This window comes from Lysinibacillus sp. RC46 (assembly GCF_041262385.1).
Classification (GTDB): domain Bacteria; phylum Bacillota; class Bacilli; order Bacillales_A; family Planococcaceae; genus Lysinibacillus.
Map to the genome: position 1 here is coordinate 73181 of NZ_JBGCCF010000017.1, position 23778 is coordinate 96958.

Here is a 23778-nt window from a genome sequence, read left to right on the forward strand (position 1 = left end):
CTCGCCTCCCTTCCTTAAAATCGTTCTTTATGCCATTTTAATAGGTCGCATTGATGGTTTTTCCGTCGCTCTAACTTCTATCCGACACTCTGGCGCTTCTTTCCATCACTTTGACCTTTCTTTCCGTCGCTTTGGCGGTTCTTTCCGTCGTTCTAGCCATTCCTTCCATCGCCCTGACTTCTATCCGTCGCTTTGATCTTTCTTTCCGTCGCTTTGGCGGTTCTTTCCGTCACTTTCGCCTTTCTTTCCGTCGCTCTAGCCATTCCTTCCATCGCCCTGACTTCTATCCGTCGCTTTGGCGCTTCTTTCCGTCACTTTGACTGTTCTATCCGTCGTTCTACCCATTCCTTCCGTCGCCCTGACTTCTATCCGACACTCTAGCGGTTCTTTCCGTCGCTCTGATCTTTCTTTCCATCGCTCCAGCCTTTCTATCCGTCGCTTTGACTTCTATCTATCCCTCGGACTTCTATCCGTCACCTTCGCACCTCTATCCTCCACTTTGACTATCTATCATTTATTTCTATCAGGCAATGCAATGGTTCTAGTTCTATTCATAAGAAAAAAGGTGCCTCAAATGAACTTTGAGACACCTCTGATTATTAACCTTTTACATAATAAACTTCTTGGCCGCTTTCGATGATATGATCAGGCTTCGGTTTACCAGCATTTGCTTTATGACCAGCAATATGTTCGGGACTCTTCTCCCAGTTTTTCCATGCTTCTTCTGATTCCCAACGAACCACAATTAGCACTTCTTCATCACCACGTCGTACTTTTTTTACAAGCACTTGCTTATCAACAAAGCCCGGCTGTTGTTCAAGCAATGATGGACCATCTTTTTTTGCACCAAAACGCTCAACGACTTTATCCGAATTCCCTTCCGTAACGACAATACGTTTAATTTGTACAAACATATTAGTTAAACACCTTTAGAACATCTTCAACTTTTTGAGTTTCAGAAGTTAAACCGCCACCAGATAAATACCAAACTTGTGGATCTAAATAAACGATTTTACCGTTTTTCGCAGCATTAGTAGCACCAACAATTTCGTTTTCAATTGCAGCTTTTGTACCAGACTCACCTTCTGGATTTACAGCAGCATCACGGTCAACTACGAATAAAATATCTGGGTTTGTGTCACGTACATATTCGAAGCTTACATTGTCGCCATGTGTATCGACTTTAACTTTTTCATCAGCAGCTTTCACACCATATACATCATGAATCACACCGAAACGTGAACCAGGACCATATGCAGATAATGAACCTTCATTTGCTAAAACGATTAAAGCTTTTTCTTTAGCTGAAGCTGTTTTAGCTTTAACTTCTTCTACTTTTGCTTCGTATGCAGCAAATGCATCAGCAGCTTCTTTTTCTTTACCAAAAATCTTACCAGCTAATTCAGTTTTTTCTTTGAATGATTCCACGAAATTTTGATCATCTACACCTACAAATACAGTTGGCGCAATTTTAGATAATTCATCGTAAGCAGATGCTTGACGACCAGAGATGAAAATAATGTCTGGATTCATAGAAGAGATTGCTTCAAAATCAGGCTCTTTTAAAGAACCAACATTTACGTAATTTTTATCAGTATATTTGCTTAAGTATTTTGGAACTGATTTTTGTGGAAGCCCTGCAACTTCAACACCTAAAGCATCTAAAGTATCAAGGAAACCATAGTCAAATACAACAACATTCTTTGGTTGCTCTTTAAGCGTTACTTCTTTAAAAGTTTCTTTACCATCCTTGATAGCTGGGATTGTTAGTGGGTAAGCTGTAGCTTCTTCCTTTTGATCCACTGCAGACTTGTTATCGGTTGAAGAAACTTTATCTTCTTTTTTTGCTTCATCTTTAGAACCGCAAGCAGCTAATACTAATAGCATCATCGCCATTAATACAGTAAGTAATTTCCAATTTTTCATTGTAAAATTGCTCCTTTATTTTTCAGATGGACATTTCCATCTATTATTTTTTTAAGAGTTAAAATATACACAAATGCGACAGCCGTCCTGTTCTTGAACAGGGATATCCATATCATAGATTTCCTTAAGCGCATCAGAGTTGATGATGTCATTTGTTGGACCGTCTTTGACAACACGTCCATTTTTTAATGCGACAATATGATCAGAGTATACGGAAGCAAAGTTAATATCATGTAATACGATGACAACCGTTTTCCCCAGCTCATCAACGAGCTTTCGCAAAATTTTCATGATTTGCACAGAGTGCTTCATGTCTAAGTTGTTAAGCGGCTCATCAAGCAAAATATAGTCTGTATCCTGCGCAATAACCATTGCAATAAATGCACGTTGACGTTGACCACCAGATAATTCATCCAAATAATTGTGCTGAAGATCCTCTAAATTCATATATTGAATTGCTTCATCAATCTTTAGCTCATCCTCAGGCTTCAAATTCCCTTTCGAATAAGGAAAACGCCCAAATGAAACAAGCTCACGAATTGTTAGGCGAACATTCATATAGTTTGACTGTTTTAAAATGGATACTCGCTTCGCAAAATCGTCCGATTTCCAACGACGTACATCTGATTTATCGAGTAATACTTCCCCAGTGTCTGCATTAAGTAAACGGCTTACCATTGAAAGCAATGTTGATTTACCTGCGCCATTCGGTCCAATAAAAGACGTAATTTTCCCTGGTGCAACGTCGACACTGACATCTTGAATGACCGGTTTTTTCCCAAAAAACTTAGAGATTTCTTTTACTTGGATCATCCTGCTGACCTACTTTCCTTCAATAATAAGTAGATGAAGTACACGCCACCTACGAAGTTTATAATAACGCTTAGTGTTGTATCGAAATTAAAAATACGTTCGACCATCCACTGTCCACCGACCAAAGCTACAATACTCATCACACAAGAACCTGCGATTATCACAGAGTGCTTGTACGTCTTGAAAAATTGATACGATAAATTTGCCACGATTAAGCCAAAGAATGTAATTGGCCCAACAAGAGCTGTAGAAACAGCAATTAATATTGAAGATAAAATGAGCATACGCTGTACAAGCTTGTCATACGGTACCCCTAAATTAATTGCTGTATCACGTCCAAGAGACATTACATCTAATTGGTTCATGTGACGCCAGCCATAAATAAAGGTAATGATTATGACAACACCTGCAAGCCATACTAAATCCGAATTGACATTGTTGAAGCTTGCAAACATTTTACTTTGTAAGCTTAAAAACTCATTCGGGTCTATTAAAACTTGGAAGAATGTAGTTACGCTTCCCAAAAACGTTCCGACAATCATACCGACAAGCAGCAAGAAATAAATCGGACGTTTTCCTTCCTTGAACAATACGCGATAAAAAATCACCGCAAAGACAACCATAGCTAAAACAGCTAGTAAGAAATTGTATTTTGCATTAATTACGAATATCGACATAGAGCCAAAGAAGAAATAGATGAACGTTTGAACCATCATATATAATGCATCAAGTCCCATTACACTCGGCGTTAAAATACGGTTATGTGTAATCGTTTGAAAGACTACTGTTGAATAAGCAATCGCAATCCCTGTTAACGACATCGCTACCACTTTAATAATGCGACGAGGAAACGCGTAATGATAGTTACCATTAAGTCCATAAAATACATACAGTAAAATAGATGCTACAGCCAAACCTAGTAAAATCAACATTTTTGTACGGTTACGCATATGCTTTCCCCCTAAATAACATAATTAGGAAGATCGCACTTCCGATGACCCCGACTGTCATACTAATCGGAATTTCATAAGGGAAAATCAGCACACGCCCTATAATGTCGCAGAATAATAAGAACGACATACCTAGTAATGCTGTATGAGGCAATGTCTTAGCAAGGTTATCCCCTTTGAACAGCGAAACTATATTTGGAATGATTAAACCAAGGAACGGTATCACACCAACTGTTAGCACCACCGTCGTCGAAATAAGTGCTACTAACACTAAACCTAAATTCACAACGAATTTATAGGAAAGACCAAGGTTTTTTGCAAAATCCTCACCCATTCCTGCCACTGTGAAACGGTTCGCATAAATGTAAGCTAAAATCAGCACGGGTACACTTATGTATAAAAGCTCATAACGACCTTTCATCATTAATGAGAAATCTCCCTGTAACCATGCAGAAATGTTTTGGATAATATCCGCCTTATACGCAAAGAACGTTGTAATTGACGAAAGGATATTCCCAAACATTAAGCCAATAAGCGGTATAAAGATCGCATCTTTAAACTTTATTCGATTTAATATTTGCATAAACAATAATGTGCCGGCTAAAGCAAATATGAAAGCGAAGGAAATTTTTTGAAAGTACGAGACATTTGTGAAAAACATCATCGAAATTAATATCCCCAACTTTGTAGCATCTAACGTACCTGCTGTCGTTGGTGACACGAACTTATTCCTACTTAAGCTTTGCATAATTAAACCAGCAATACTCATACCTGCACCTGCTAACAAAATTGCTACAAGTCTCGGTATACGACTAATAAAAAATAGTCTAGTTTCTTCTGATTCGAAGTCTAATAGATCACTCGGTTTTATATCAACTACTCCGATAAATAGTGAAACTATAGACAGCACAACAGTTGCTGTTAAAAGATATCTTTTTTTCATTGTAATCCCCGGTAGATTCATTTTTGCTCGTAACACTCATTGAAAATGATTATCATTACTCACGATTCTCATTATAAGCGTGTTTCTATTCTCAGTCAACCTTCAATTGAGAATTATTCTCGTTTTATTTGAGAATCCTTAAAAAATGAGTATTCTCAACGGAATATTTACATTTAGTGTTATTTCTGAAGATTAAAATTTCTACATTTTTTACACAAATAAAAAGGTAATTGAGAATAAAATACTGTTTTCTTCTCAATTACCTTATCAAATTAATTATGCCTGCCGCTGCCGCTTCGCTTTCACTACAGATAAACAATGCGTCCGGAATCGGCTTTGTGCTTAGGCCTGCGTGAGGGCCGACACGATGTCGGTCATTTCGGTAATGCCACAGGACGTGGCGTTTTTACCGATGCAGGTCAGTTAGCCGTTATCGCATGGATGCGATGATTTTTAGGCTAACATCCTTTATTAACTACTTTCCGATTCTGTGACATCCGCCGGAGGCTTTGGGCCAACAGAAGTTTTTTGCGCGAAAGCGTAGTGCTAACGCAGTGTCAGCAACGTGTTTTGACTGAGCTTCTCTATTTTAGCGGATGTATGGACACCCACGGAAAAGTGACTTAAAACCACATTCATCTTATCACCTATAGAAATGAGATACTTCAGCTGAAGAAGTTAAGCTATTCGTCGAACGCCTTTTAACCATGCAAAAATAATTAAAATGATTAATATAAAACCGACATATCCCATGACAGCATATAGCTTAGCTACAAGCGTTGTAAAACCGGCAAGACTTGCTAAAAAGGCCAAACCACCGATAAAAACGGCAGTTACCTTAAAACTAGCCTTATTAGGTTTTAAAAATCTCACCATAAATGAATAGAACATCCCCACTGCTGTATTATAAATCATCCCTAATAATGAAAAGGACATCAATAGACCAATCAGAGGATGAATTTCATTTGCCAAAGCTAGCATTGGTATATCAATGCCAACGATTACATTCATTTTTGCAAGAAGAGACAGGTTAATAAGTAGAATTAAAGCTCCAAGCAAAATCCCACCAATAATACCTCCCAGCCCTGCCACTTTTTCATTGCGAATAGACCCACACATAACAGTTAAAAGCGAAAAACATACACCGATATTAAAAGACAAATACAGTACAGCAGTAACCCACCAGCTTGTAGAACTTACCTGTGCTCGTTGTGCAATAACAGCTTGTTCGACAAAGGTTAAATCCATCGTAGCTAATGAATAGATTGCTATTATCGAGACAATTGCTAGCAGATAGGGTGTAGCAATTGCAATAACGTTTATGATGCTCTTCACATCCATCATAACTGTCGCTATAGTAAGTACAATCATACAAATGCTCCCCAGCCAAACTGGTAGTCCAAACATTTGATGTAACGTAGCACCTGCTCCTGCAAACATGATTACTGCTACACCGAATAAGAAGAGCGATAGTAAATAATCCATCACCAAACCTACAGCATTACCTGAAATTTGATAAATTAAATCTTTGTGCGATGTCGTACGTAATCTTGAGCTAATTTGAGCAATGCACATCCCTACAAAGGCAAATCCAACTGTAGCAATAAGTGCACCATAAATTCCTTGAAAGCCATAGCTCGTAAAATATAGTACGATTTCCTGTCCTGATGCAAATCCCGCACCGACGATAATTCCTACATAGGCACCACCGATTTGCAAACTTTTTTTCAATCAGTTCTCTCCCTGTTTATCCTATTATTGGGATCATCACCAAAACGTATGGTTGATTTCCATTCCGACTGGGCGCTTTGTTGTTGCTGTCGCTACGCTTTCGCACAGATAAAACAATTGTTGCTGTCGCTACGCTTTCGCACAGAGCAAAGCTTCTTAGGGGCGTCCAGCCTCCACTCCAATCAACTTATTTATATAGTAGACGTTTTATCAAAAGCCATCCACAACATTTGGTGATGAACCTATTATTGATAGACCTTCTTACTGATTGTTAACTTATCGATTACTTTCATATTAGGTGTATATCCAATTCCGGTCGTTTGCGGCACACGAATATAACCATCCTCTACAATTACTTCAGGTGTAATGATATCCTCATACCAATAATGACTAGAGCCTGCAGTATCCCCAGGCAACACAAAATTAGAAAGCGATGTTAATGCAATATTATGTGCTCGTCCGATTCCTGCCTCTAACATACCGCCACACCAAACAGGAATATTATTTTCCTTACATAAATCATGAATTCTTCTTGCTTCTGTTAAACCGCCTACACGTCCTATTTTTATATTAATAACACCACAACTACCAAGCTCTATAGCTTTTCGAGCATCTTCGTAGGAGGTGATGCTTTCATCTAAGCAAATAGGCGTTTTTAACTTTCGCTGTAGCTTAGCATGATCGACAATATCATCAACAGCTAACGGCTGCTCAATCATTAATAGATTAAATGCATCCAGTTGCTGCAATACATCCATATCGTTCAATGTATACGCAGAATTAGCATCTACCATCAAAGGCAGATCTGGCATTTCAGCTCGAATAGCACGAATAACTTCTACATCGTGACCGGGCTTAATTTTCACTTTTACTCGTTTATAGCCTTTATTTACATGGCCTTTTAATAATTCAATTAATGCATCTGTGGAAGATTGAATACCTACGCTAACACCTACCTCTATTTGTTCCTTAACTCCGCCTAGCGCTTGAGCAAGTGATTGCTTCGTTTGTTGAGCATAAATATCCCAAATAGCCCCTTCAATAAAGGATTTCGCCATGCAATTACGACGAATAGGGGAGAACAAAGCACTGACTTCATCTGGATGCCCTATCTCTTTATGTAACAAGATGGGGATTAAGAAGTCTTCAAGCATATGCAATGTTGTTTTTAACGTCTCTTCTGTATACCACGGCGCTACAAAGGCAACAGCTTCTCCCCATCCTACAGTTCCTGATTGATCTATCGCTTCTATAAGTAAGAACTCTTTTTCATCAATTGTGCCAAAACTCGTTGTAAACGGTGCTTTCATAGGCATTTTTATATGTCTCACTGTAATCTGTTCTAATTTCACAAGATTTCACTCCTTATCCTTATTATAAAGCTAATAAGGAGCGTCTGACTAATAGATAGCTATGAACATAGTCCTTATTCTTTTTTACTCGAACAATTGCATAATTTTGTTCAAACAATGTCGTTAAAATAGTACGTACTTTATAACGCCAGTCCTCTGCAAGCCCTGGACTCTCCACTTTCATCTTTTGTGAAAATTGAGGAATGGGCAATAAATAGGCGTCCTTATTATATGATTGCTCTTGCTGAAATTCACCATCAATATCGAGCACTGGTAAGCCATCTACCGTTAAAGACCACGGTACAATTCCGTCAGCTTCTTCTTCCAGTTCATCTAAGGAGTCCTCCACTCGGTCGCGTTCAATCCACCATTCAACAACAATTCGATCTGAAGGTAGCCCATCGTTAAAATCATCCTTGAGCGGTCCATAATAATCATTTTCGTACTGAAAACTAAAGGCATTGAGCTTCAAAAATGATAAATTAGCCATACATGCTTCTAGCGGATCAAATAGCCAAATCACAAGCTGAAACCCATGTTCTTTTGCATATTCCTGTTGGGCATGCTTTAATAATTCACCTACACCTTGTTCACGATATGTTTTCTCCACACCAATCATGTGTGAGTGTAAATATATTTTCCCATGTCGACAGCCAACAAAGCAGTAGTTAAAGCCAATCAGCTTTTCGTCTAAATACGCTCCAAGGATTAATCCACCATTTTGTACAGCTGCTAACAATTGATGTGAGGGAATAGCCTGACTCCCCCAGATACTTTCATTCAAAATTTGTACTTCTGCAATCTCTGTAGGTGCCATTATTTTTTGAATACGTACTCTCTCTAACATTATGCTGATCCCTCCTTTGTATTCCCCGACTCCAATGCTAATAATACCGCTCTTGTAAGGATTTCAACCCCCGTTACAAGCCTCGCCTGCTTAAATTTCATCTTTGGATGATGTAGGCCTGGTGTTGCACCACAGCCTAAACCTAACATCGTAGATTTTAAATGCGGGCGTTGAACTGCATAGTGATGAAAATCTTCTCCTCCAGGTGTATGAACCGGCTTTCTTAAATTCGACAACCCGGTTGCTTGCACGATTGCTTGCTCCATAATATATTGAGCAGTTGGGTCTACCTCAGCAGCTACTACATTTGCTACTGTACGTAATTCAATCTGCACTTTATGCAAGACCTTGGAAGAATCAATAACCCTTTTTACTCCCTGCACAAGTGCATCCATCACATCATTTTGTTGAGCTCGTATATCAATGGTAAACGATGCACTTCCAGGAATAATATTGCCGGATTCTCCTCCAGCATGGAATTTGGTCATCTTAATTGATACAGGAACCATTGGGTCAGTATGAAGCGTTCTTAAATCTTCGATAATAGTTGCTCCTACTTCAATAGCGTTCACGCCGAGATGCGGTCTTGCAGCATGAGCATCTTCTCCAATGATTTCCCCCTCAAGTAATCGAGAGGCTCCATGATACAATGCGGCACAATATGTACCATCTTCAAGCTCATGGACAGGCCTTACATGGACACCAAATAAAAAGTCTAAATCATCAATGATTCCTTCTTTTAAAACTGATAAAGCACCAGTTCCCTTTTCTTCAGCTGGTTGAAAAATCACACGAATTGTACCGTTGAATGATGGAGCAAGCTCTTTCAAAAGTAATAGAGCACCGATTGCCATCGTCATATGTCCGTCATGGCCACAGGAGTGATTCGCACGAAATTCACCATCTACTTCCTGCCATAACGCATCAATGTCCGTACGCAAACCGACTTTAGGACTACCACTTCCTACATCAACATAAAGTCCTGTACTGTTTTTAAAGCGTATTGGTGAAAACCCTTCACGTGTTAGTAAATCAACAATATAATTTGTTGTTTCTACCTCATGCCAGCTTATTTCTGGATTCGCGTGCAAATACGTGAAAATCTCCATTAATCTTGGCCTCAAACGACTTAAAGCTTCCTTCATAGCATCCACCCCCTTAAATTATCATACTATTAAGATTATTATAACGAAAATGAAACCTTTTCACACAAAAACATATTCCCTCATTCAGAAAATTAACTACATAATACAGTTTATTACATTCAGACTGTAGATAATTTATTACATCGAGTCATAAAGTACATTCAATAATCATCTTCTATACACTTCTAATAATTAGAAGATGCTGATTTTCGCTACAGGCTAGAATAATATGCCTACATAAGTAAAATTTAAGGCTTATCATCGAAGATTGGGGATGATATTTGATCAATTATGCCTCGGCATAATTGCGTCCGAAATCGGCTTGTGCCGCCCAGCAGAAACGGAAATCAACCACACTTTATGTGATGACAAAATATCAACAAAAAAAGATGCAAGTACAGTTATTTGAATAACTGCATTTGCATCTTTTGATTAATTAATACCTCGCATAGCTTTTGAAATAATTGGCGAAAGTACTAATATTATTATCCCTAAAACAATTGATAATGAGCCTAAGAAACCGAAGTATGTGAATTCACTTACCACTTCATAGACTTTTACAAGTTGTGCGTTGATTGCTTGCGCTGCTGCGCTTGTTAAGAACCAAAGTGACATCGTTTGTGCAGCAAAAGCCTTTGGAGCCAATTTTGTAGTAGCTGATAAACCTACTGGCGATAATAATAACTCCCCAACTACAACTAAAAAGAATGATAATACTAACCACAATGGGCTTACTAAATCTGTACCACCAGATAAATACGCTGGAATCATCATCACGACGAATGACATTCCTGCAAAGAACAATGCATAAGCAAATTTACGCGGTGTAGATGGTTGCTTATCTCCCCACTTCAACCATAACATGGCAAATAATGGAGCCATTGTAACAACGAATAAAGGGTTTAACGATTGGAACCAAGAAGATTGAATATGGAAACCACCAATATCTAATTGTGTACGACCATCTGCAAACGTTGCTAAAATAGTTGCCCCTTGTTCTTGGATTGCCCAAAACATTACAGCTGATATAAACAAAGGAATATAAGCGAGCACTCGAGACTTCTCGTCCTTCGTTGTTTTCTCACTGCGATACATATAAATAAAGAACACTGTTGGAATTACAATACCTAGCGTCGTAATAATTAAACTAAAAACATTCATTGTTAGTACGCCAGTTTTAATACCAATTGCCCCAGCAATAATAATAAGTAAAGCTATAATCCCAAATCGAGTAAAGACTTTTTTACGTTCTTCAGGTAGTAACGGGTTGTTTACCTGCAACCCTGCTATCCCTAAATATTTTTTCTCTGTTAATTTATAAATAATTAAACCAATAAACATTCCGATCCCTGCTAGACCAAAGCCTAGATGGAAATTATACTTTTGTCCAATTGTTCCGACAATTAAAGGTGCAAGGAATGATCCCATATTAATACCCATATAGAAAATTGAAAAACCTGCATCACGGCGACTATCTGTTTCAGAATACATATCTCCGACAATGCTTGAAATGTTCGGTTTTAATAAGCCTGTCCCAATAACAATAAAGAACATTGAAACAAATAACATGCTTACGCCACCAGGTAACGCTAGCAGGAAATGCCCAAACATAATGAATACGCCACCATAGAAAATGGTTCTACGTGTACCTAGTATTCGGTCAGCAATCCAACCACCGAGAATCCCTGACATGTAAACCATTGATCCGTAGATAGCCATAATGGAGTTCGCTGTTCCACGATCTAGGCCTAAGCCGCCTTCATGCAATTCATAATACATAAAGAAAATCAGAATTGCTCGCATACCATAGTATGAGAATCGTTCCCAAAATTCAGTGAAAAATAATGTAAAGAGCCCTTTTGGGTGTCCGACAAAGCCATTTTGAGGGACGGATTTTACAATTTCATCTTTAGTAGACATAAAAATATCCTCTCCCGATTTCATTATTCAATGATAATATTATTACCCATTTACAATGGATAAAAACTTTATTTCATCATACTAAAGCGTTTTCAAAACTTTTTCAAGAGTTTTAAAAAATGTTGAAATTTTGGACCTTTTCTTTAAATTCAGAATGATTTTCGTTGAATTATAGCAAACCTATTGATATTCCTAAGTTTTCTGATTCTTTAATACCCACTAAATTATAAATCGTTATAAAATTATTCTAAAATATTTTATAGTCAGACTTTTTACTTTTTAAACAAAAAAGCTTGTATTATCTATAATTTCATTCATAGCGATATAAATTCTCTTTTTCGATTACAAAAAAGCACGCTAGAAACACAATGTGCTTCTAGCATGCTTTTAAAACAATGATGTTATTCATTATTTAATGACATATTGTTGGAATTTTGCATAATCCGCTTCTTTTAACTCTAGCGTTAGCAGCGTACCATTTTCTTCATATGCTGTTTCAAAGACAGAGGCGTATTCATTTAAATAAGAGACAATATTCCCCTGTTCATACGGAATGAGCATATTACATGTTACATAATCAGAGAAAATATGCTGACGTATCATTTGCAATAATTCTTCTAATCCATTCCCTTGCTTCGCAGAAATCCAAATATTATCACCGCTAATAACAGGATAAGGAACGTCTGCTATATCCGCTTTATTATACACATAAATTGTCGGAATCCCTTCAACGCCAACTGCCTTAAGCGTTTCATTTGTTACATCCATCATAAAGCCGTGCTCAGAATTGGAAACATCTACAACATGGAGTAGTAAGTCGGCGTCACGAGCCTCTTCCAACGTTGAGCGGAATGCCTTCACTAAATGATGCGGTAATTTACTAACGAAACCAACTGTATCTGTTAATAGGAATGTCTTTTTGTCAGATAATTCTATTTGACGGACGGATGTTTCAAGTGTGGCAAAAAGCATGTCCTTCTCAAACACTTGTTTATGATCTTCCTGTCCTATTTTCGAAAGCAACTGATTCATAATAGTTGACTTACCAGCATTCGTATAGCCGACAATGGAAACGACAGGGATAGCATTTTTACGTCGTTGTTTACGCTGCGTCTCTCGTTGCTCCTTTACATGCTCAAGCTCCTTCTTTATTTTAGAAATCTGATCCTCAATTTTCCGACGGTCCAACTCGAGTTTTGTCTCACCAGCACCACGGTTTTTAAAGCCACCACCTGTGCCACCACCTTGACGGCTGAGAGATGCATGCAAGCCGACTAAACGAGGTAGCATATATTGCAATTGTGCTAACTCGACTTGCATCTGTGCTTCACTTGTTTTAGCACGACGTCCAAAAATATCTAAAATCAACATCGTTCTATCAATAACCTTCGTCTCTAAATCACGCTCTAAATTACGGATTTGTGAAGGTGATAATTCATCATTAAAAATCACTAAATTCGCTTGTGCTTCATCATAAAAGTTTTTTATTTCTTCAATTTTTCCAGTACCAACATAATGAGATGGCGTAATGCGCTCTAAATTTTGTGTGACAATGCCGGCAACTTCAACATTCAAAGCTTCAGCTAAATTTTTTAGCTCCTCCATCGAATAATCAAAATGCTCATCATTCCGTAGATTTACGCCAACTAAAACAGCTTTTTCCAACAATATATCTACTTCTTTAATTCTATCCATCCACAAACCTCCCACCAAACTTTGGTGCTACTACGACAAATTTTCTTCATCTTACCATATAATGTCCTAATTCGTGTCGTTTAACATATATATCGTAAAAAATGCGCCTTTATGCAAAAGGCGCATTTCATTTTTACTTACGTTCTTCTTTTAGTAATACTTCAGTACGATTGAATTCGTCTTCAATATCTTTATTCGGTTTATATGTCAAAATGCTGACAATAACCGCTACAATTAAGCATACTAAGAAGCCTGGAACAATCTCATATAATGTATCAGCTAAGAACTTTATTTTCCCCCAAACAAAGGCAGTTGCTGCACCTGCTACCATCCCACTGAGCGCTCCGTAATTCGTTAATTTTCTCCAATATAAGGACAGCAATATTACAGGTCCGAACGCTGCACCGAAACCAGCCCAAGCAAAGCCTACTAAGTCTAAAATAGAACTATCTGGATTCCATGCTAAAATCCCTGCGACAATAGCTACAACTAAAACAGCCACACGACCAACAAAGACATAATGTTTATCATCTGCTGTTTTATTAAATAGAGCCTTGTAAATGTCTTCAACAAGCGCAGACGAAGTAACAATTAATTGCGATGAAATTGTACTCATAACTGCGGCTAAAATGGCAGCTAGCATTATACCTGCAATAAATGGATGGAATAAGATTTGACCAAGTACAATAAATACTGTCTCAGCGTCCTTTAATTCACCTGCATTTTGCTCATAATAAGCCACACCTACTAAAGCTGTTGCAATCGCTCCGAATAAACTTAATATCATCCAACCAATACCGATACGACGAGCCTGCGTTGTTTCTTTTACTGAGCTTATGGCCATAAAGCGGACGATAATATGTGGTTGTCCAAAATAACCTAGTCCCCATGCAAGTGATGAAATAATTACTGCAGCAGTTGCATTTGAAGATAATAAGCTTAGGTGTTCAGGATTTACAGCTTTAATGGATGTTATTGTATCTCCAATTCCACCTGTCAAAAACAAACCAAATAACGGTACACTTATAAGTGCAAAAAACATAATAAGTCCTTGTAAAAAGTCTGTATAACTAACTGCTAAAAATCCTCCAAACAATGTGTATGCCACAACAACAGCAGATACAATTAATAAGCCAGTATGGTAGTCATAGCCAAATGAGCTATCAAAAAACTTACCCCCTGCAACCATTCCTGAAGAAACATAAAATGTAAAGAAGATTAAAATAATGATACCTGACGCAATTCTTATTAGTTTAGTGTTGTCTCGTAAACGATTATCTAAATAACTTGGAATAGTAATTGAGTCATTAGCAACTTGTGTATATACACGCAGCCTCGGTGCTACTAATAGCCAATTCAAATATGCGCCAATTGTTAAACCAACAGCAATCCAAGCTTTGGAAAGTCCAGCTAAATAGATTGCACCCGGCAAACCCATTAACAGCCAGCCAGACATATCTGCTGCACCCGCGCTCAGCGCTGTAACAGCAGGGCCTAGCGAACGCCCCCCAAGCATGTAATCCGTTAAATTTGATGTTTTCCTAAATGCATACCAACCTATTCCTAGCATGGCGATCATATAAATAATAATCGCAAGTAATTGATACATGTTTTCAGACATACTTTTCCCCCTGTTTCCCCTTGGTGTGTTGTTGCTGACGCTTTGCTTTCGTTACAAAAACAATTGCTGAAATAAATTAAAATGTCAGTATAATTAAAATACCACAAATATACAAAATATCCTATAAATATTCAAAAAGTGTATTCTGAAATTTATACTAGCATTGCACTTCAAAAAGTGTGTTAAACTAGTGCCATCTATAACACGATAAAGAAGGCGAAACGTATGACATTTGAAGAAATGAAAACTCAGCTTATGGAGCGGATTTTACAGCAGCAACTCGTTACTGCTACGATCAGTCAACCACGTATGAAATCAAACGAAGTAAAACGTATAAAGCTAAAACCATTATTACTTAAGGATACTTATCATATACAAGTTGAATATCAATTTGAACGTATTTTAAAACATGAAAATGTTCTATTAGAAGATTTTCATGAGAAGCTAGAAGCATTTTTTAACGATTACCGTCAAGCGCATATTGATTTTATTGATGAAAATATACAAGTACAGCTATCAAAAAAGAACAAAGTCCTATGGAAATCTGATAAATCCTCAACGCCAAAGCAAGTTAATTTAGCGCATAATCGCAAGAAAAACTATTTACTGGCAGAGGATAAGCCGTACCCATTTTTAATTCGTCTTGGTGTGCAAACAGAAGAAGGCAAAATAAAGAAACAAAAATACGATAAGTTTAAACAAATCAACCGCTTCATTGAATTTATTGATGATGCATTAACCTATTTGCCAAAGGATCGTCAAGTTCGTATTTTAGATTTTGGTTCAGGCAAATCCTATTTAACATTCGCCCTATACCATTATTTAAAAATCGAAAAAGGCTTAGACATCCGTGTCACTGGTTTGGATTTAAAGAAGGAAGTTATTGAAGAATGCTCACGAATTGCACAGGATTTAGGCTATGAGCAGCTCGAATTTCTAGTAGGAGATATTAATGATTATAATGAGGAGTCTGCTGTGGACATGGTGGTAACTCTACACGCTTGTGATGTTGCCACTGATATGGCATTAGCACGTGCTGTGAAATGGGGAGCAAGCGTTATTTTAAGTGTCCCTTGTTGCCAGCATGAGCTAAATCGCCAGCTTAATACACCAGCATTAGATATCATGCTTCAACACGGTCTCGTACGCGAACGTTTTGCAGCGCTCGCAACAGATGCAATCCGAGCGGAAATTTTATCCCACGTTGGCTATGAAGCACAATTGCTAGAGTTTATAGATATGGAAAATACACCAAAAAACATTTTAATACGAGCCTATCATACAGGTAAAAAGCCGAGCTCTGAACAGCGAGCCAATTATGATGCCTTTATAAAGTTGCTAAATGCCAAGCCATTTTTAGCAAATGAATTACAAGCTTACTTATAAAATTCGCTGTATTTATGGTCGCAGAGTAAATTTTCTCTCTTCTTTCGCGGGCATTTTATGAGGATGCGAGGGTATTCGCTTTCCTTCCGCGAGTATTTCATGAGAATTCGCGAGTATTCTCTATCCTTCCGCGGGTATTTCTAATTTGCGCAATTCAAATTAACAGGGCGGTCCAATAATTTCTGGACCGCCCTTACTATTATAGTTCTTGTCGTAATGCTTGAATAACGTCAATTTTCGTGGCCTTACGTGCTGGACGATAGCCTGAAATCATTGCTACCCCAATACTAATCGCTGATGCAATAAGAACAAGCTGCCAAGGAATAAGGGAAAATGTAATGTCATTTCTACTAAAAGCATCTTCCCCTGTTGCAGCTTTTAGAATTAAAGGTAATGCAGCATTTGCTACAAAGCTAATAACATATGAAATGGCTACCGCTATCAACGTACCAATAATACCAATGAATGTACTTTCCATTAAGAACAATCGTTGAATAAGCTTAGGACTTGCTCCAATCGCCTTTAAAACACCAATTTCTCGAGTTCGTTCTGTAACAGCCATTGTCATTGTATTGAAAATGCCAATCGAGGCGATCAAGACAGCAATTGTTCCTACAAATATTAAACCAATTTTTAAAACTAGGAAAAATACATTCATTTGATCCAATTGTTCAGTAACTGAATAAACGCTATAGCCCTTGTCTTTTAGTTTGTCTAATATCGGCTTTACATTTTCCATGCTATCTGCAAAAATATTAAATTCCGAATAAAACATTTCATCCTCTTTAACATTACCAGGTGCTGCTAAATTTGTAGCTATCATCGGCTTTTGCTCTGTATCCATATAGATAGAGTTATTGATCATCCAATCATAAGAAGGCTTCTTCATAACACCGACAATCGTATATTTCATTTTCTTTGTCTCTTCTGCCCCATCAGTACGTGGCATTAATGATAACTCGATCTCTTTACCAATTAATGAGTCCTTATAACCTTCCTCACTACCATTATAATACGTGTCTTCTGCTTCAGCTTTTTTACTCTTTTCCTCAATAATTTTACGCTCAGCATCATTGACTAATGTTTGAGCAAAATGATAACCTACAACGATTTCGTTTGGCTTTGTTGGATACTTTCCTTCTTCAAGCTTGCCATTCACTTGCTCAAAATCATGCATATTAGCAACGAATAAATCTGATTGTGTATCACGGTCCTCAAAAAATGAATGTGCAGATGCATTGACAGTAATCGTTTCGAGTACTGTTTCCACATGTTCTATACCTTTTATTTCATGTATTTGGTCCTCTGTAAATTGATCATTACCAAACACTTGAATTTTCGTCACTTTTTCATTTGATAATATTTCATTACGTATGGAATCCTGAAGCCCAAACCCAACTGATGCGAGGACAATCAAAAATGCACAGCCCATCGTTGCCGCTAGCACGGTCATAAACACACGTAATTTATTTTTCTTTATATGCTGTTTAACAAAATCTAATTGATCTTTAAATAACATATTATGCTTCCTCCTTTACAAGTTCCCCATCGTACATGCGGAAACGTCGATGTGCTATCGTTGCTACTTCCTCGTCGTGAGTAATGATGACAAATGTTAAACCAAGCTCACGGTTTAGGCTTTGAATGAGTAGCAATATATCTTGCTCTGTTTCCGAATCAAGACTTCCTGTCGGCTCATCCGCCAACAAAATAGGAGGATTTGTAATTAAGGCTCTTGCAATACTTACACGCTGTTGCTGACCACCCGATAATTCATTTGGGTAATGGTCTGCCACCTCTGTTAACCCAACCTTGTCCATTAATTTTTTTACCTTTTCTAGACGCATGTCTTTCTTGATACCCTGTAACTTCAAAGGTAGTTCAATGTTTTCAAATGCCGTTAAGCCTGGCATCAGTTGAAAGTTTTGAAAGATAAATCCGAACTGTTGCAAGCGAAAAGCAGCACTTTCTATTTCAGTGAGGTGAGCTGTTTCCATTCCGTGTACCTTAATAGATCCTTGCTCAGATTTCATAAATCCAGCTAATATTTGTAATAAGGTTGATTTCCCGGAGCCACTTTTACCAACAATTGCGACAATCTCTCCTTTTTTCACCTCAAAATTGACACCCTTTAATACCGGAACCTGCTTTTCCTTGCCTTTCTTTCCAATTAAAAATGTATGTTGTAAGTTCTCGACTTGAATCATTTTCAAAAAACTCCCCTTTCACCTTCTTTAGATTCATCACCAAAACGTGGGGGTTGATTTCCGTTCCGGCTGGGCGCTTTCCTAGGGGCGTCCGATGAGCCGCTTCACTCGCGAGGCTCGCTCCAGGGTCTCGGGCCAGCACGATGCTGGTCACGAAGGCGTTATCACAGGACGTGATGGTTTTAGCCTTCGTTCCTCTATTGCTGATCCCCAAGGAGTCGCCCAGCCTCCACTCCAATCAACTTCTATACATGAATATGTTTTTAACAAATATCATCCCAAACTTATGGTTATTAACCCTTCTTTCTTCATTGTAGTAAATAATTCTTAATAAAGTTGAAGGATAAAAATGAAGATATTCTTAAGAAAATGGAAAACTATTAGCAAAACAATTCCTTTACATTCTCTTTACAATTCATCCGAAAATTTTTCGAAATTTTATGTCCGAATAGTATCTTTTTGTATTAAACAGAGGAAAATCTCTTTATAAAACCTATCTTAAAGGCATTTTTCCTGTATTAGTAAAAACAAACACAGTGATACCTTTCTTATTTTGTGAACAAATTTTATATTACAGGATTGTAAAGTTTTCTGTAGAATTGAAGAATTTTATGTAGATAATTTAAAGATTTTGTTATGATAGTAAAGTTTAGAGGCTAATTTATTTATATCCAGGAGGATTCGATTTACATGCTTAACTCAAAAAAACAAGACCCTTTCTTTATAGCTTTGCATAAAATTGCTGAGAATATGAGAGAGGCTGTACATTACGCAAATGATTTTCGTATTAACAGTGTGGCTGACTTAAAAGAGATTAGCATTACTATGAAAAATTACGAAACAGCTGGTGATAAGCTCATTCATGAACTAATCGTGATGCTAAACAAATCATTTATGACACCTATCGAACGCGAAGACATTCTAGAATTCGCCATTCGTATGGACGACGTATTAGATGGTACGGAGCATTGTATCGCTCATTTTGAGATGTTCTCTCTAACTGAGGTTGATGAATCAATGCGTACTTTCTTAGGCTATATTTCAAAAAGTGCTGATGAAATTGTTAAAGCAACGGAAGAGTTAAAGAAAAAGAATCTTATTGGCATGCGCCCACACTCAATTCTTATTAAGGACTATGAACGTGAATGTGATGAAGTACAACGTTCGTCTATTAAACAACTATTTTTAAATGAAAAAGATCCAATTCGACTTATTAAATATAAAGATATATATGAACAACTTGAAGATATCGCTGATCATTGCCAAAACGTTGCAAATACTATGGAAACAATTATCATGCGTAACGCGTAATTAGGAGATGGGCACTTACAATGAACACAATCATTATACTAACTGTTCTGGTCGTTATCTTTGCCCTAACATTTGACTTTATCAATGGTTTCCATGATACAGCAAATGCTATAGCAACCTCAGTTTCCACTAGAGCATTGAAACCTCGTGTAGCTATCATGATGGCTGCGACGATGAACTTTATAGGAGCTATTACCTTTGTCGGTGTTGCAAAGGCTTTAACAAAAGACATTGTAGATCCTTTCTCTTTAAATGCTTTTGATGGAGACACGACCGGATCAGTCGTTATTTTAGCAGCATTAATCTCCGCTATTATCTGGAACTTACTAACATGGTATTTCGGTATTCCATCGAGTTCTTCACATACTCTGATTGGGTCCATTGCTGGTGCAGCAGTTGCATCTGCTGGCTTCGGAGTTTTAAACTATGGCGGTTTTACTAAAATCCTTATGGCCCTAGTGCTATCACCAATTCTTGCAATTTGCGCCGGCTTTATTATGATGACACTGTTTAAATTATGGTTTAAAAACTTAAATTTATATCGTACGAATAAAGGTTTCCGTACAATGCAAATTTTCACTGCCGCAATTCAATCTTTTACACATGGTACTAACGATGCACAAAAGGCAATGGGGATTATGACGATGGCGTTAATCGCTGGTGGTTTGCATTCAGGAGATGACATTCCTTTCTGGATACGAGCTGCAGCGGCAACTGCAATGGGGCTTGGTACTTCTATCGGCGGCTATAAGATTATTAAAACAGTCGGCGGTAAAATTATGAAAATCCGTCCTGTGAACGGAGTTGCAGCAGATTTAGCATCTGCATCAGTCATCTTCGGTGCTACATTAATTCACCTACCAGTATCTACAACACACGTTATTTCTTCCTCTATCATGGGTGTTGGCTCTGCACAACGTGTACGTGGTGTGAACTGGGGGATGGCGCGAAAAATCGTAACTACTTGGGTTATTACAATGCCAATTTCTGCAGTTATGGCAGCTATTATTTACTTTTTGTTATCGTTATTCTTTTAATTTGAAAGCATACTAAGACTCCTGTTCCTTGTTGAACAGGAGTCTTTACATTGTCACACGACAAAATGTGACACATCCTTTACACTATGTTAAAAGGAGGATAGTACCTACAATGAAAACTTTTTCAGCCTTTATAACAGCCCACGCTAAAGCTATCGTAGCCTTATGGTTCGTAATTTTCATTACTATGGCTATGTTTGCCATACAACTTCCAAGTAAGCTTCATGGAGATGGTTTTTTTGTTAAAGGCGATCATACCTACGTAACAAATGAGCTTGCGAAAACATTTGATTTGCCTTCCGATACAATTTTGGTCGTCTTCAATCCAGCTGACGATAAGAAAATTCAAGATACAATAAAAAAATTAGAAAAAGTTAAGGAGATTCATTCAATCCAGTCACCACTTGATGATGCTTCTTTACAAAAGAATGGTATAGCTTATGCCATGATTCATATGAAAAATAATGTTGATCATCTACCTGATGTTGTGAAAGACATCCGTTCATTAATAGAGGATGACGGTGTGAGCATTACAGGCGGGCCTGTTATTTCAGCAGACATCAATACAGCAAGTCAAAAGGATTTAGCATCAGCGGAAGCAATAGGCTTACCAATAGCTATCATAGTGCTATTACTTGCTTTCGGTACTGTCGTAGCCTCAATCTTACCCATCATTATCGGCATTGTTACTGTTGTAACTGCGTTTGGAATTTTGACTTTGTTTAGCGGTAATATCAATTTATCAATTTTTGTATTAAATATAGTACCAATGCTTGGACTTGCATTAAGCATCGATTTTGCCTTGTTGTTTATTAATCGATATCGCGAAGAACGTGCCCATGCATCCATTGTACAGGCTATTCAAACAGCGATAGAGACAGCTGGCCGTTCTATCATCTTTTCTGCTGTTTGTGTCATGATCGGCTTAGGTGCCATGATTGTCATTGACGTCGAAATTTTTCACAATATCGCTTTAGGAGGCACAATCGTTGTATTTCTTGCAGTACTTTCTGGCTTAACCTTGCTACCTGCTACGATGATGCTAATAGGAGATAACCTAAATAAATGGCGTTTATTACGTGTAAAGCCTGGTGGAGCAAATCGTTGGCGTGGCTTTGCTGGCTTTGTCATGAAACATCCAGTGACCATCGTTATTGTGGCATTACTATTACTAGGTATTGGTATGATTCCGTTGAAGGATATTAAACTTACAATTCCTCAGGTGGATTCATTACCAACAAAATATGATGCACGTGCAGCTTATGATCAGTTAGATAAAACATTCGGACTTGGCGATACCTCAACTTTATATTTGCTAGCAGAACGTAAGGAAGGCTGGGAAGATCGTGAGGCAAGAGAGCTTATTTTCAATATTCAAGAACAATTACTTGATGACCCTCTAGTGAGTCATGTATCAACCATTTATACGACGGCTAACATTAAATCTCCCGAGGAACTGACTGCTTCTTTGAAAATTCCTCAAATGGCAGAACAATTAACACCAATACTAAATACGTTTTCTAAAGATAAGCAACTCTTTATCCCAATTACATTGGATGCAGCCGGTTCATCAACTACCGCTCAACAATTCGCTCGAACATGGAAAGATAAAGATTTAGGTGTGGATTTTGCTCTTGGAGGTCATGCGAAATTCAATCAAGAAATTTTCGATGAAATCTCTAATAAAATTTTCTTGGCTGTATCCATTATTATCGTTTCAACGTTCTTTATATTAATGCTCGCTTTCCGCTCTATTTTAATCCCACTGAAAGCGATTATTATGAATATCATTGGACTTTCCTCAGCCTTCGGTATTCTCGTCTATATTTTCCAATACGGACATTTGGGGATTGAAGCCGGTACAATCGTCCTTATTATCCCGGTGATTGTATTTTGTCTTGTATTCGGCTTAAGTATGGATTATGAAGTCTTTTTAATATCACGCATTCAAGAGGAATATCAAAAAGGGGCGGATAATACACGTGCTACGATTGACGGTCTAACCTCTACAAGTCGTATCATTACGTCAGCAGCACTTATTATGATTGTTATTACAGGGGCGTTCGCTTTTACAGATGTAATGCCAGTGAAGCAAATTGGGGTTGGTATAGCTATTGCAGTCGCCCTCGACGCAACTATTATTCGTCTCATGCTCGTTCCAAGTCTTATGAAGCTATTTGGGGACTGGAATTGGTGGCTCCCCTTCGCGAAGAAGCAAAAATAAAAAATCCGCAACCTTCCGTGAGCTCTTCCTCACGCAAAAGTTGCGGATTTTTCCTTATTTTGAATAAATACGGTCGTACCATTCTTTTGCTGCTTCTACCTCAGGCATCGTTAGCTGATGGCCATAATTAAACCATACAGTTGCCACATCTGCCCCAGCCGACGATAAAAGTGCCTCTAAATCCTCAGATTCCTGAGCAGTACACATTGGATCATTCGTTCCAGCACCGATAAAGACAGGGATTGAAGAAAGTGTAGGCAATTCAATATCACGTCTAGGCACCATTGGATGATGCAGTATGGCACCTGCTAGAGCATCCTCATAATGGAATAATAGGCTAGCAGCAATATTTGCGCCATTAGAGTAGCCGATAGCAACCACCCGATTACGGTCAAAGCCATACTGCTGTGCTGCTTCTAATAAAAAGTCATTTAATTCCTTCGTACGGAAAATTAAATCCTCTATATCAAAAACACCTTCTGCTAAACGACGGAAAAAGCGTGGCATACCATTTTCAAGGACATTTCCACGAACACTTAAAATGCTTGCTGTATCATCAATTTCCTTTGCAAGGCCAATTAAGCTTTGTTCATTTCCACCTGTACCATGTAACAGTAAAAAAATCGGTTTTGTTTCATCTGTTCCTTTATGAAAAACGTGCTGCATTTAC

General features: G+C 37.9%; 22 protein-coding genes. 7 read left to right on the forward strand and 15 right to left on the reverse strand.

Going from position 1 to position 23778, the window contains the following annotated elements; translation table 11 throughout:
* The first annotated feature begins 110 nt into the window (after nucleotides 1-110).
* Together ABH966_RS16045 and ABH966_RS16050 are read left to right on the forward strand one after the other, a co-directional pair.
* A complete protein-coding gene (locus tag ABH966_RS16045) occupies nucleotides 111-320 on the forward strand; it encodes a hypothetical protein (protein ID WP_370080032.1) in 210 nt (69 codons plus the stop codon).
* Complete coding sequence (locus tag ABH966_RS16050) at nucleotides 317-640, forward strand: hypothetical protein (RefSeq protein WP_370080034.1); 324 nt, start codon at nucleotides 317-319, stop codon at nucleotides 638-640. The genes ABH966_RS16045 and ABH966_RS16050 overlap by 4 nt, the downstream gene beginning before the upstream one ends.
* Here the strand turns inward: ABH966_RS16050 and ABH966_RS16055 are convergent.
* The 12 genes from ABH966_RS16055 to putP form a co-directional block, all read right to left on the reverse strand.
* Nucleotides 600-914 carry an antibiotic biosynthesis monooxygenase family protein gene (locus ABH966_RS16055; RefSeq protein ID WP_370080036.1) on the reverse strand — a complete coding sequence of 105 codons (315 nt, stop codon included), beginning with the start codon at nucleotides 912-914 and terminating at the stop codon, nucleotides 600-602. The two genes, ABH966_RS16050 and ABH966_RS16055, sit on opposite strands and share 41 nt — an antisense overlap.
* 1 nt (nucleotide 915) lies before the next feature.
* The gene (locus ABH966_RS16060) at nucleotides 916-1926 is read right to left on the reverse strand and encodes a siderophore ABC transporter substrate-binding protein (protein ID WP_370080038.1); all 1011 of its coding nucleotides are present in this window, start codon (nucleotides 1924-1926) and stop codon (nucleotides 916-918) included.
* A 51-nt stretch (nucleotides 1927-1977) separates the two neighbouring features.
* Nucleotides 1978-2739, reverse strand: coding sequence for an iron ABC transporter ATP-binding protein (locus ABH966_RS16065; protein WP_370080040.1), 762 nt, complete (start codon nucleotides 2737-2739; stop codon nucleotides 1978-1980).
* A complete protein-coding gene (locus tag ABH966_RS16070; RefSeq protein ID WP_370080042.1) occupies nucleotides 2736-3689 on the reverse strand; it encodes an iron chelate uptake ABC transporter family permease subunit in 954 nt (317 codons plus the stop codon). The genes ABH966_RS16065 and ABH966_RS16070 overlap by 4 nt, the downstream gene beginning before the upstream one ends.
* Entirely contained in the window at nucleotides 3682-4632 is a 951-nt protein-coding gene (locus ABH966_RS16075) for an ABC transporter permease (RefSeq protein ID WP_370080044.1), read from the reverse strand. Before ABH966_RS16075 ends, ABH966_RS16070 begins: the two co-directional genes overlap by 8 nt.
* Before the next feature lie 678 nt (nucleotides 4633-5310).
* Entirely contained in the window at nucleotides 5311-6363 is a 1053-nt protein-coding gene (locus ABH966_RS16080; RefSeq protein ID WP_370080046.1) for a YkvI family membrane protein, read from the reverse strand.
* Nucleotides 6364-6608: 245 nt separating this feature from the next.
* Nucleotides 6609-7715 (reverse strand): o-succinylbenzoate synthase, encoded by a 1107-nt coding sequence (menC, locus tag ABH966_RS16085; RefSeq protein ID WP_370080048.1) that lies wholly within the window; start codon nucleotides 7713-7715, stop codon nucleotides 6609-6611.
* Nucleotides 7716-7737: 22 nt separating this feature from the next.
* Nucleotides 7738-8562, reverse strand: a complete 825-nt coding sequence (locus ABH966_RS16090) for a GNAT family N-acetyltransferase (RefSeq protein ID WP_370080050.1) — start codon at nucleotides 8560-8562, stop codon at nucleotides 7738-7740.
* Nucleotides 8562-9707 (reverse strand): M20 peptidase aminoacylase family protein, encoded by a 1146-nt coding sequence (locus ABH966_RS16095; protein WP_370080052.1) that lies wholly within the window; start codon nucleotides 9705-9707, stop codon nucleotides 8562-8564. Before ABH966_RS16095 ends, ABH966_RS16090 begins: the two co-directional genes overlap by 1 nt.
* 432 nt (nucleotides 9708-10139) lie before the next feature.
* Complete coding sequence (locus ABH966_RS16100; RefSeq protein ID WP_370080054.1) at nucleotides 10140-11627, reverse strand: peptide MFS transporter; 1488 nt, start codon at nucleotides 11625-11627, stop codon at nucleotides 10140-10142.
* Between the two features lie 408 nt (nucleotides 11628-12035).
* Nucleotides 12036-13322 carry a GTPase HflX gene (hflX, locus tag ABH966_RS16105; protein ID WP_370080056.1) on the reverse strand — a complete coding sequence of 429 codons (1287 nt, stop codon included), beginning with the start codon at nucleotides 13320-13322 and terminating at the stop codon, nucleotides 12036-12038.
* 133 nt (nucleotides 13323-13455) lie between these two features.
* On the reverse strand, nucleotides 13456-14943 hold the full coding sequence (putP, locus tag ABH966_RS16110; protein WP_370080058.1) for a sodium/proline symporter PutP: 1488 nt from the start codon (nucleotides 14941-14943) through the stop codon (nucleotides 13456-13458).
* A gap of 225 nt (nucleotides 14944-15168) precedes the next feature.
* Here putP and ABH966_RS16115 point away from each other — a divergent pair, with 225 nt between their 5' ends.
* A complete protein-coding gene (locus ABH966_RS16115; protein ID WP_370080059.1) occupies nucleotides 15169-16329 on the forward strand; it encodes a class I SAM-dependent methyltransferase in 1161 nt (386 codons plus the stop codon).
* 199 nt (nucleotides 16330-16528) lie between these two features.
* Here ABH966_RS16115 and ABH966_RS16120 read toward each other — a convergent pair whose 3' ends face one another.
* Nucleotides 16529-17848: an ABC transporter permease gene (locus ABH966_RS16120; protein WP_370080061.1), complete on the reverse strand. Its 1320-nt coding sequence runs from the start codon at nucleotides 17846-17848 to the stop codon at nucleotides 16529-16531.
* Between the two features lies 1 nt (nucleotide 17849).
* Nucleotides 17850-18536: an ABC transporter ATP-binding protein gene (locus ABH966_RS16125; protein ID WP_370080063.1), complete on the reverse strand. Its 687-nt coding sequence runs from the start codon at nucleotides 18534-18536 to the stop codon at nucleotides 17850-17852.
* A gap of 94 nt (nucleotides 18537-18630) precedes the next feature.
* Here ABH966_RS16125 and ABH966_RS16130 point away from each other — a divergent pair, with 94 nt between their 5' ends.
* From ABH966_RS16130 to ABH966_RS16145, 4 genes are all read left to right on the forward strand, one after another.
* A complete protein-coding gene (locus tag ABH966_RS16130) occupies nucleotides 18631-18867 on the forward strand; it encodes a hypothetical protein (RefSeq protein WP_370080065.1) in 237 nt (78 codons plus the stop codon).
* 359 nt (nucleotides 18868-19226) lie between these two features.
* Nucleotides 19227-19847 (forward strand): DUF47 domain-containing protein, encoded by a 621-nt coding sequence (locus ABH966_RS16135; protein WP_249074778.1) that lies wholly within the window; start codon nucleotides 19227-19229, stop codon nucleotides 19845-19847.
* 20 nt (nucleotides 19848-19867) lie between these two features.
* Nucleotides 19868-20884: an inorganic phosphate transporter gene (locus tag ABH966_RS16140; protein ID WP_370080067.1), complete on the forward strand. Its 1017-nt coding sequence runs from the start codon at nucleotides 19868-19870 to the stop codon at nucleotides 20882-20884.
* A gap of 112 nt (nucleotides 20885-20996) precedes the next feature.
* On the forward strand, nucleotides 20997-23108 hold the full coding sequence (locus ABH966_RS16145; protein ID WP_370080069.1) for an MMPL family transporter: 2112 nt from the start codon (nucleotides 20997-20999) through the stop codon (nucleotides 23106-23108).
* A gap of 54 nt (nucleotides 23109-23162) precedes the next feature.
* Here the strand turns inward: ABH966_RS16145 and ABH966_RS16150 are convergent, their stop codons facing one another.
* Nucleotides 23163-23774, reverse strand: coding sequence for an alpha/beta hydrolase (locus ABH966_RS16150; protein WP_370080071.1), 612 nt, complete (start codon nucleotides 23772-23774; stop codon nucleotides 23163-23165).
* Nucleotides 23775-23778: the final 4 nt, after the last annotated feature.

Bases quoted from the DNA above. Each gene is read 5' to 3' on its own strand.
- putP (WP_370080058.1), bottom strand. From the start codon at position 14,943: ATGTCTGAAAACATGTATCAATTACTTGCGATTATTATTTATATGATC.
- ABH966_RS16100 (WP_370080054.1), bottom strand. From the start codon at position 11,627: ATGTCTACTAAAGATGAAATTGTAAAATCCGTCCCTCAAAATGGCTTT.
- ABH966_RS16135 (WP_249074778.1), top strand. From the start codon at position 19,227: ATGCTTAACTCAAAAAAACAAGACCCTTTCTTTATAGCTTTGCATAAA.
- ABH966_RS16060 (WP_370080038.1), bottom strand. From the start codon at position 1,926: ATGAAAAATTGGAAATTACTTACTGTATTAATGGCGATGATGCTATTA.
- ABH966_RS16120 (WP_370080061.1), bottom strand. From the start codon at position 17,848: ATGTTATTTAAAGATCAATTAGATTTTGTTAAACAGCATATAAAGAAA.
- ABH966_RS16075 (WP_370080044.1), bottom strand. From the start codon at position 4,632: ATGAAAAAAAGATATCTTTTAACAGCAACTGTTGTGCTGTCTATAGTT.
- ABH966_RS16140 (WP_370080067.1), top strand. From the start codon at position 19,868: ATGAACACAATCATTATACTAACTGTTCTGGTCGTTATCTTTGCCCTA.
- ABH966_RS16070 (WP_370080042.1), bottom strand. From the start codon at position 3,689: ATGCGTAACCGTACAAAAATGTTGATTTTACTAGGTTTGGCTGTAGCA.
- ABH966_RS16130 (WP_370080065.1), top strand. From the start codon at position 18,631: ATGAGCCGCTTCACTCGCGAGGCTCGCTCCAGGGTCTCGGGCCAGCAC.
- ABH966_RS16125 (WP_370080063.1), bottom strand. From the start codon at position 18,536: ATGATTCAAGTCGAGAACTTACAACATACATTTTTAATTGGAAAGAAA.
- hflX (WP_370080056.1), bottom strand. From the start codon at position 13,322: ATGGATAGAATTAAAGAAGTAGATATATTGTTGGAAAAAGCTGTTTTA.
- ABH966_RS16095 (WP_370080052.1), bottom strand. From the start codon at position 9,707: ATGAAGGAAGCTTTAAGTCGTTTGAGGCCAAGATTAATGGAGATTTTC.
- ABH966_RS16145 (WP_370080069.1), top strand. From the start codon at position 20,997: ATGAAAACTTTTTCAGCCTTTATAACAGCCCACGCTAAAGCTATCGTA.
- ABH966_RS16065 (WP_370080040.1), bottom strand. From the start codon at position 2,739: ATGATCCAAGTAAAAGAAATCTCTAAGTTTTTTGGGAAAAAACCGGTC.
- ABH966_RS16150 (WP_370080071.1), bottom strand. From the start codon at position 23,774: ATGCAGCACGTTTTTCATAAAGGAACAGATGAAACAAAACCGATTTTT.
- ABH966_RS16090 (WP_370080050.1), bottom strand. From the start codon at position 8,562: ATGTTAGAGAGAGTACGTATTCAAAAAATAATGGCACCTACAGAGATT.
- ABH966_RS16115 (WP_370080059.1), top strand. From the start codon at position 15,169: ATGACATTTGAAGAAATGAAAACTCAGCTTATGGAGCGGATTTTACAG.
- ABH966_RS16055 (WP_370080036.1), bottom strand. From the start codon at position 914: ATGTTTGTACAAATTAAACGTATTGTCGTTACGGAAGGGAATTCGGAT.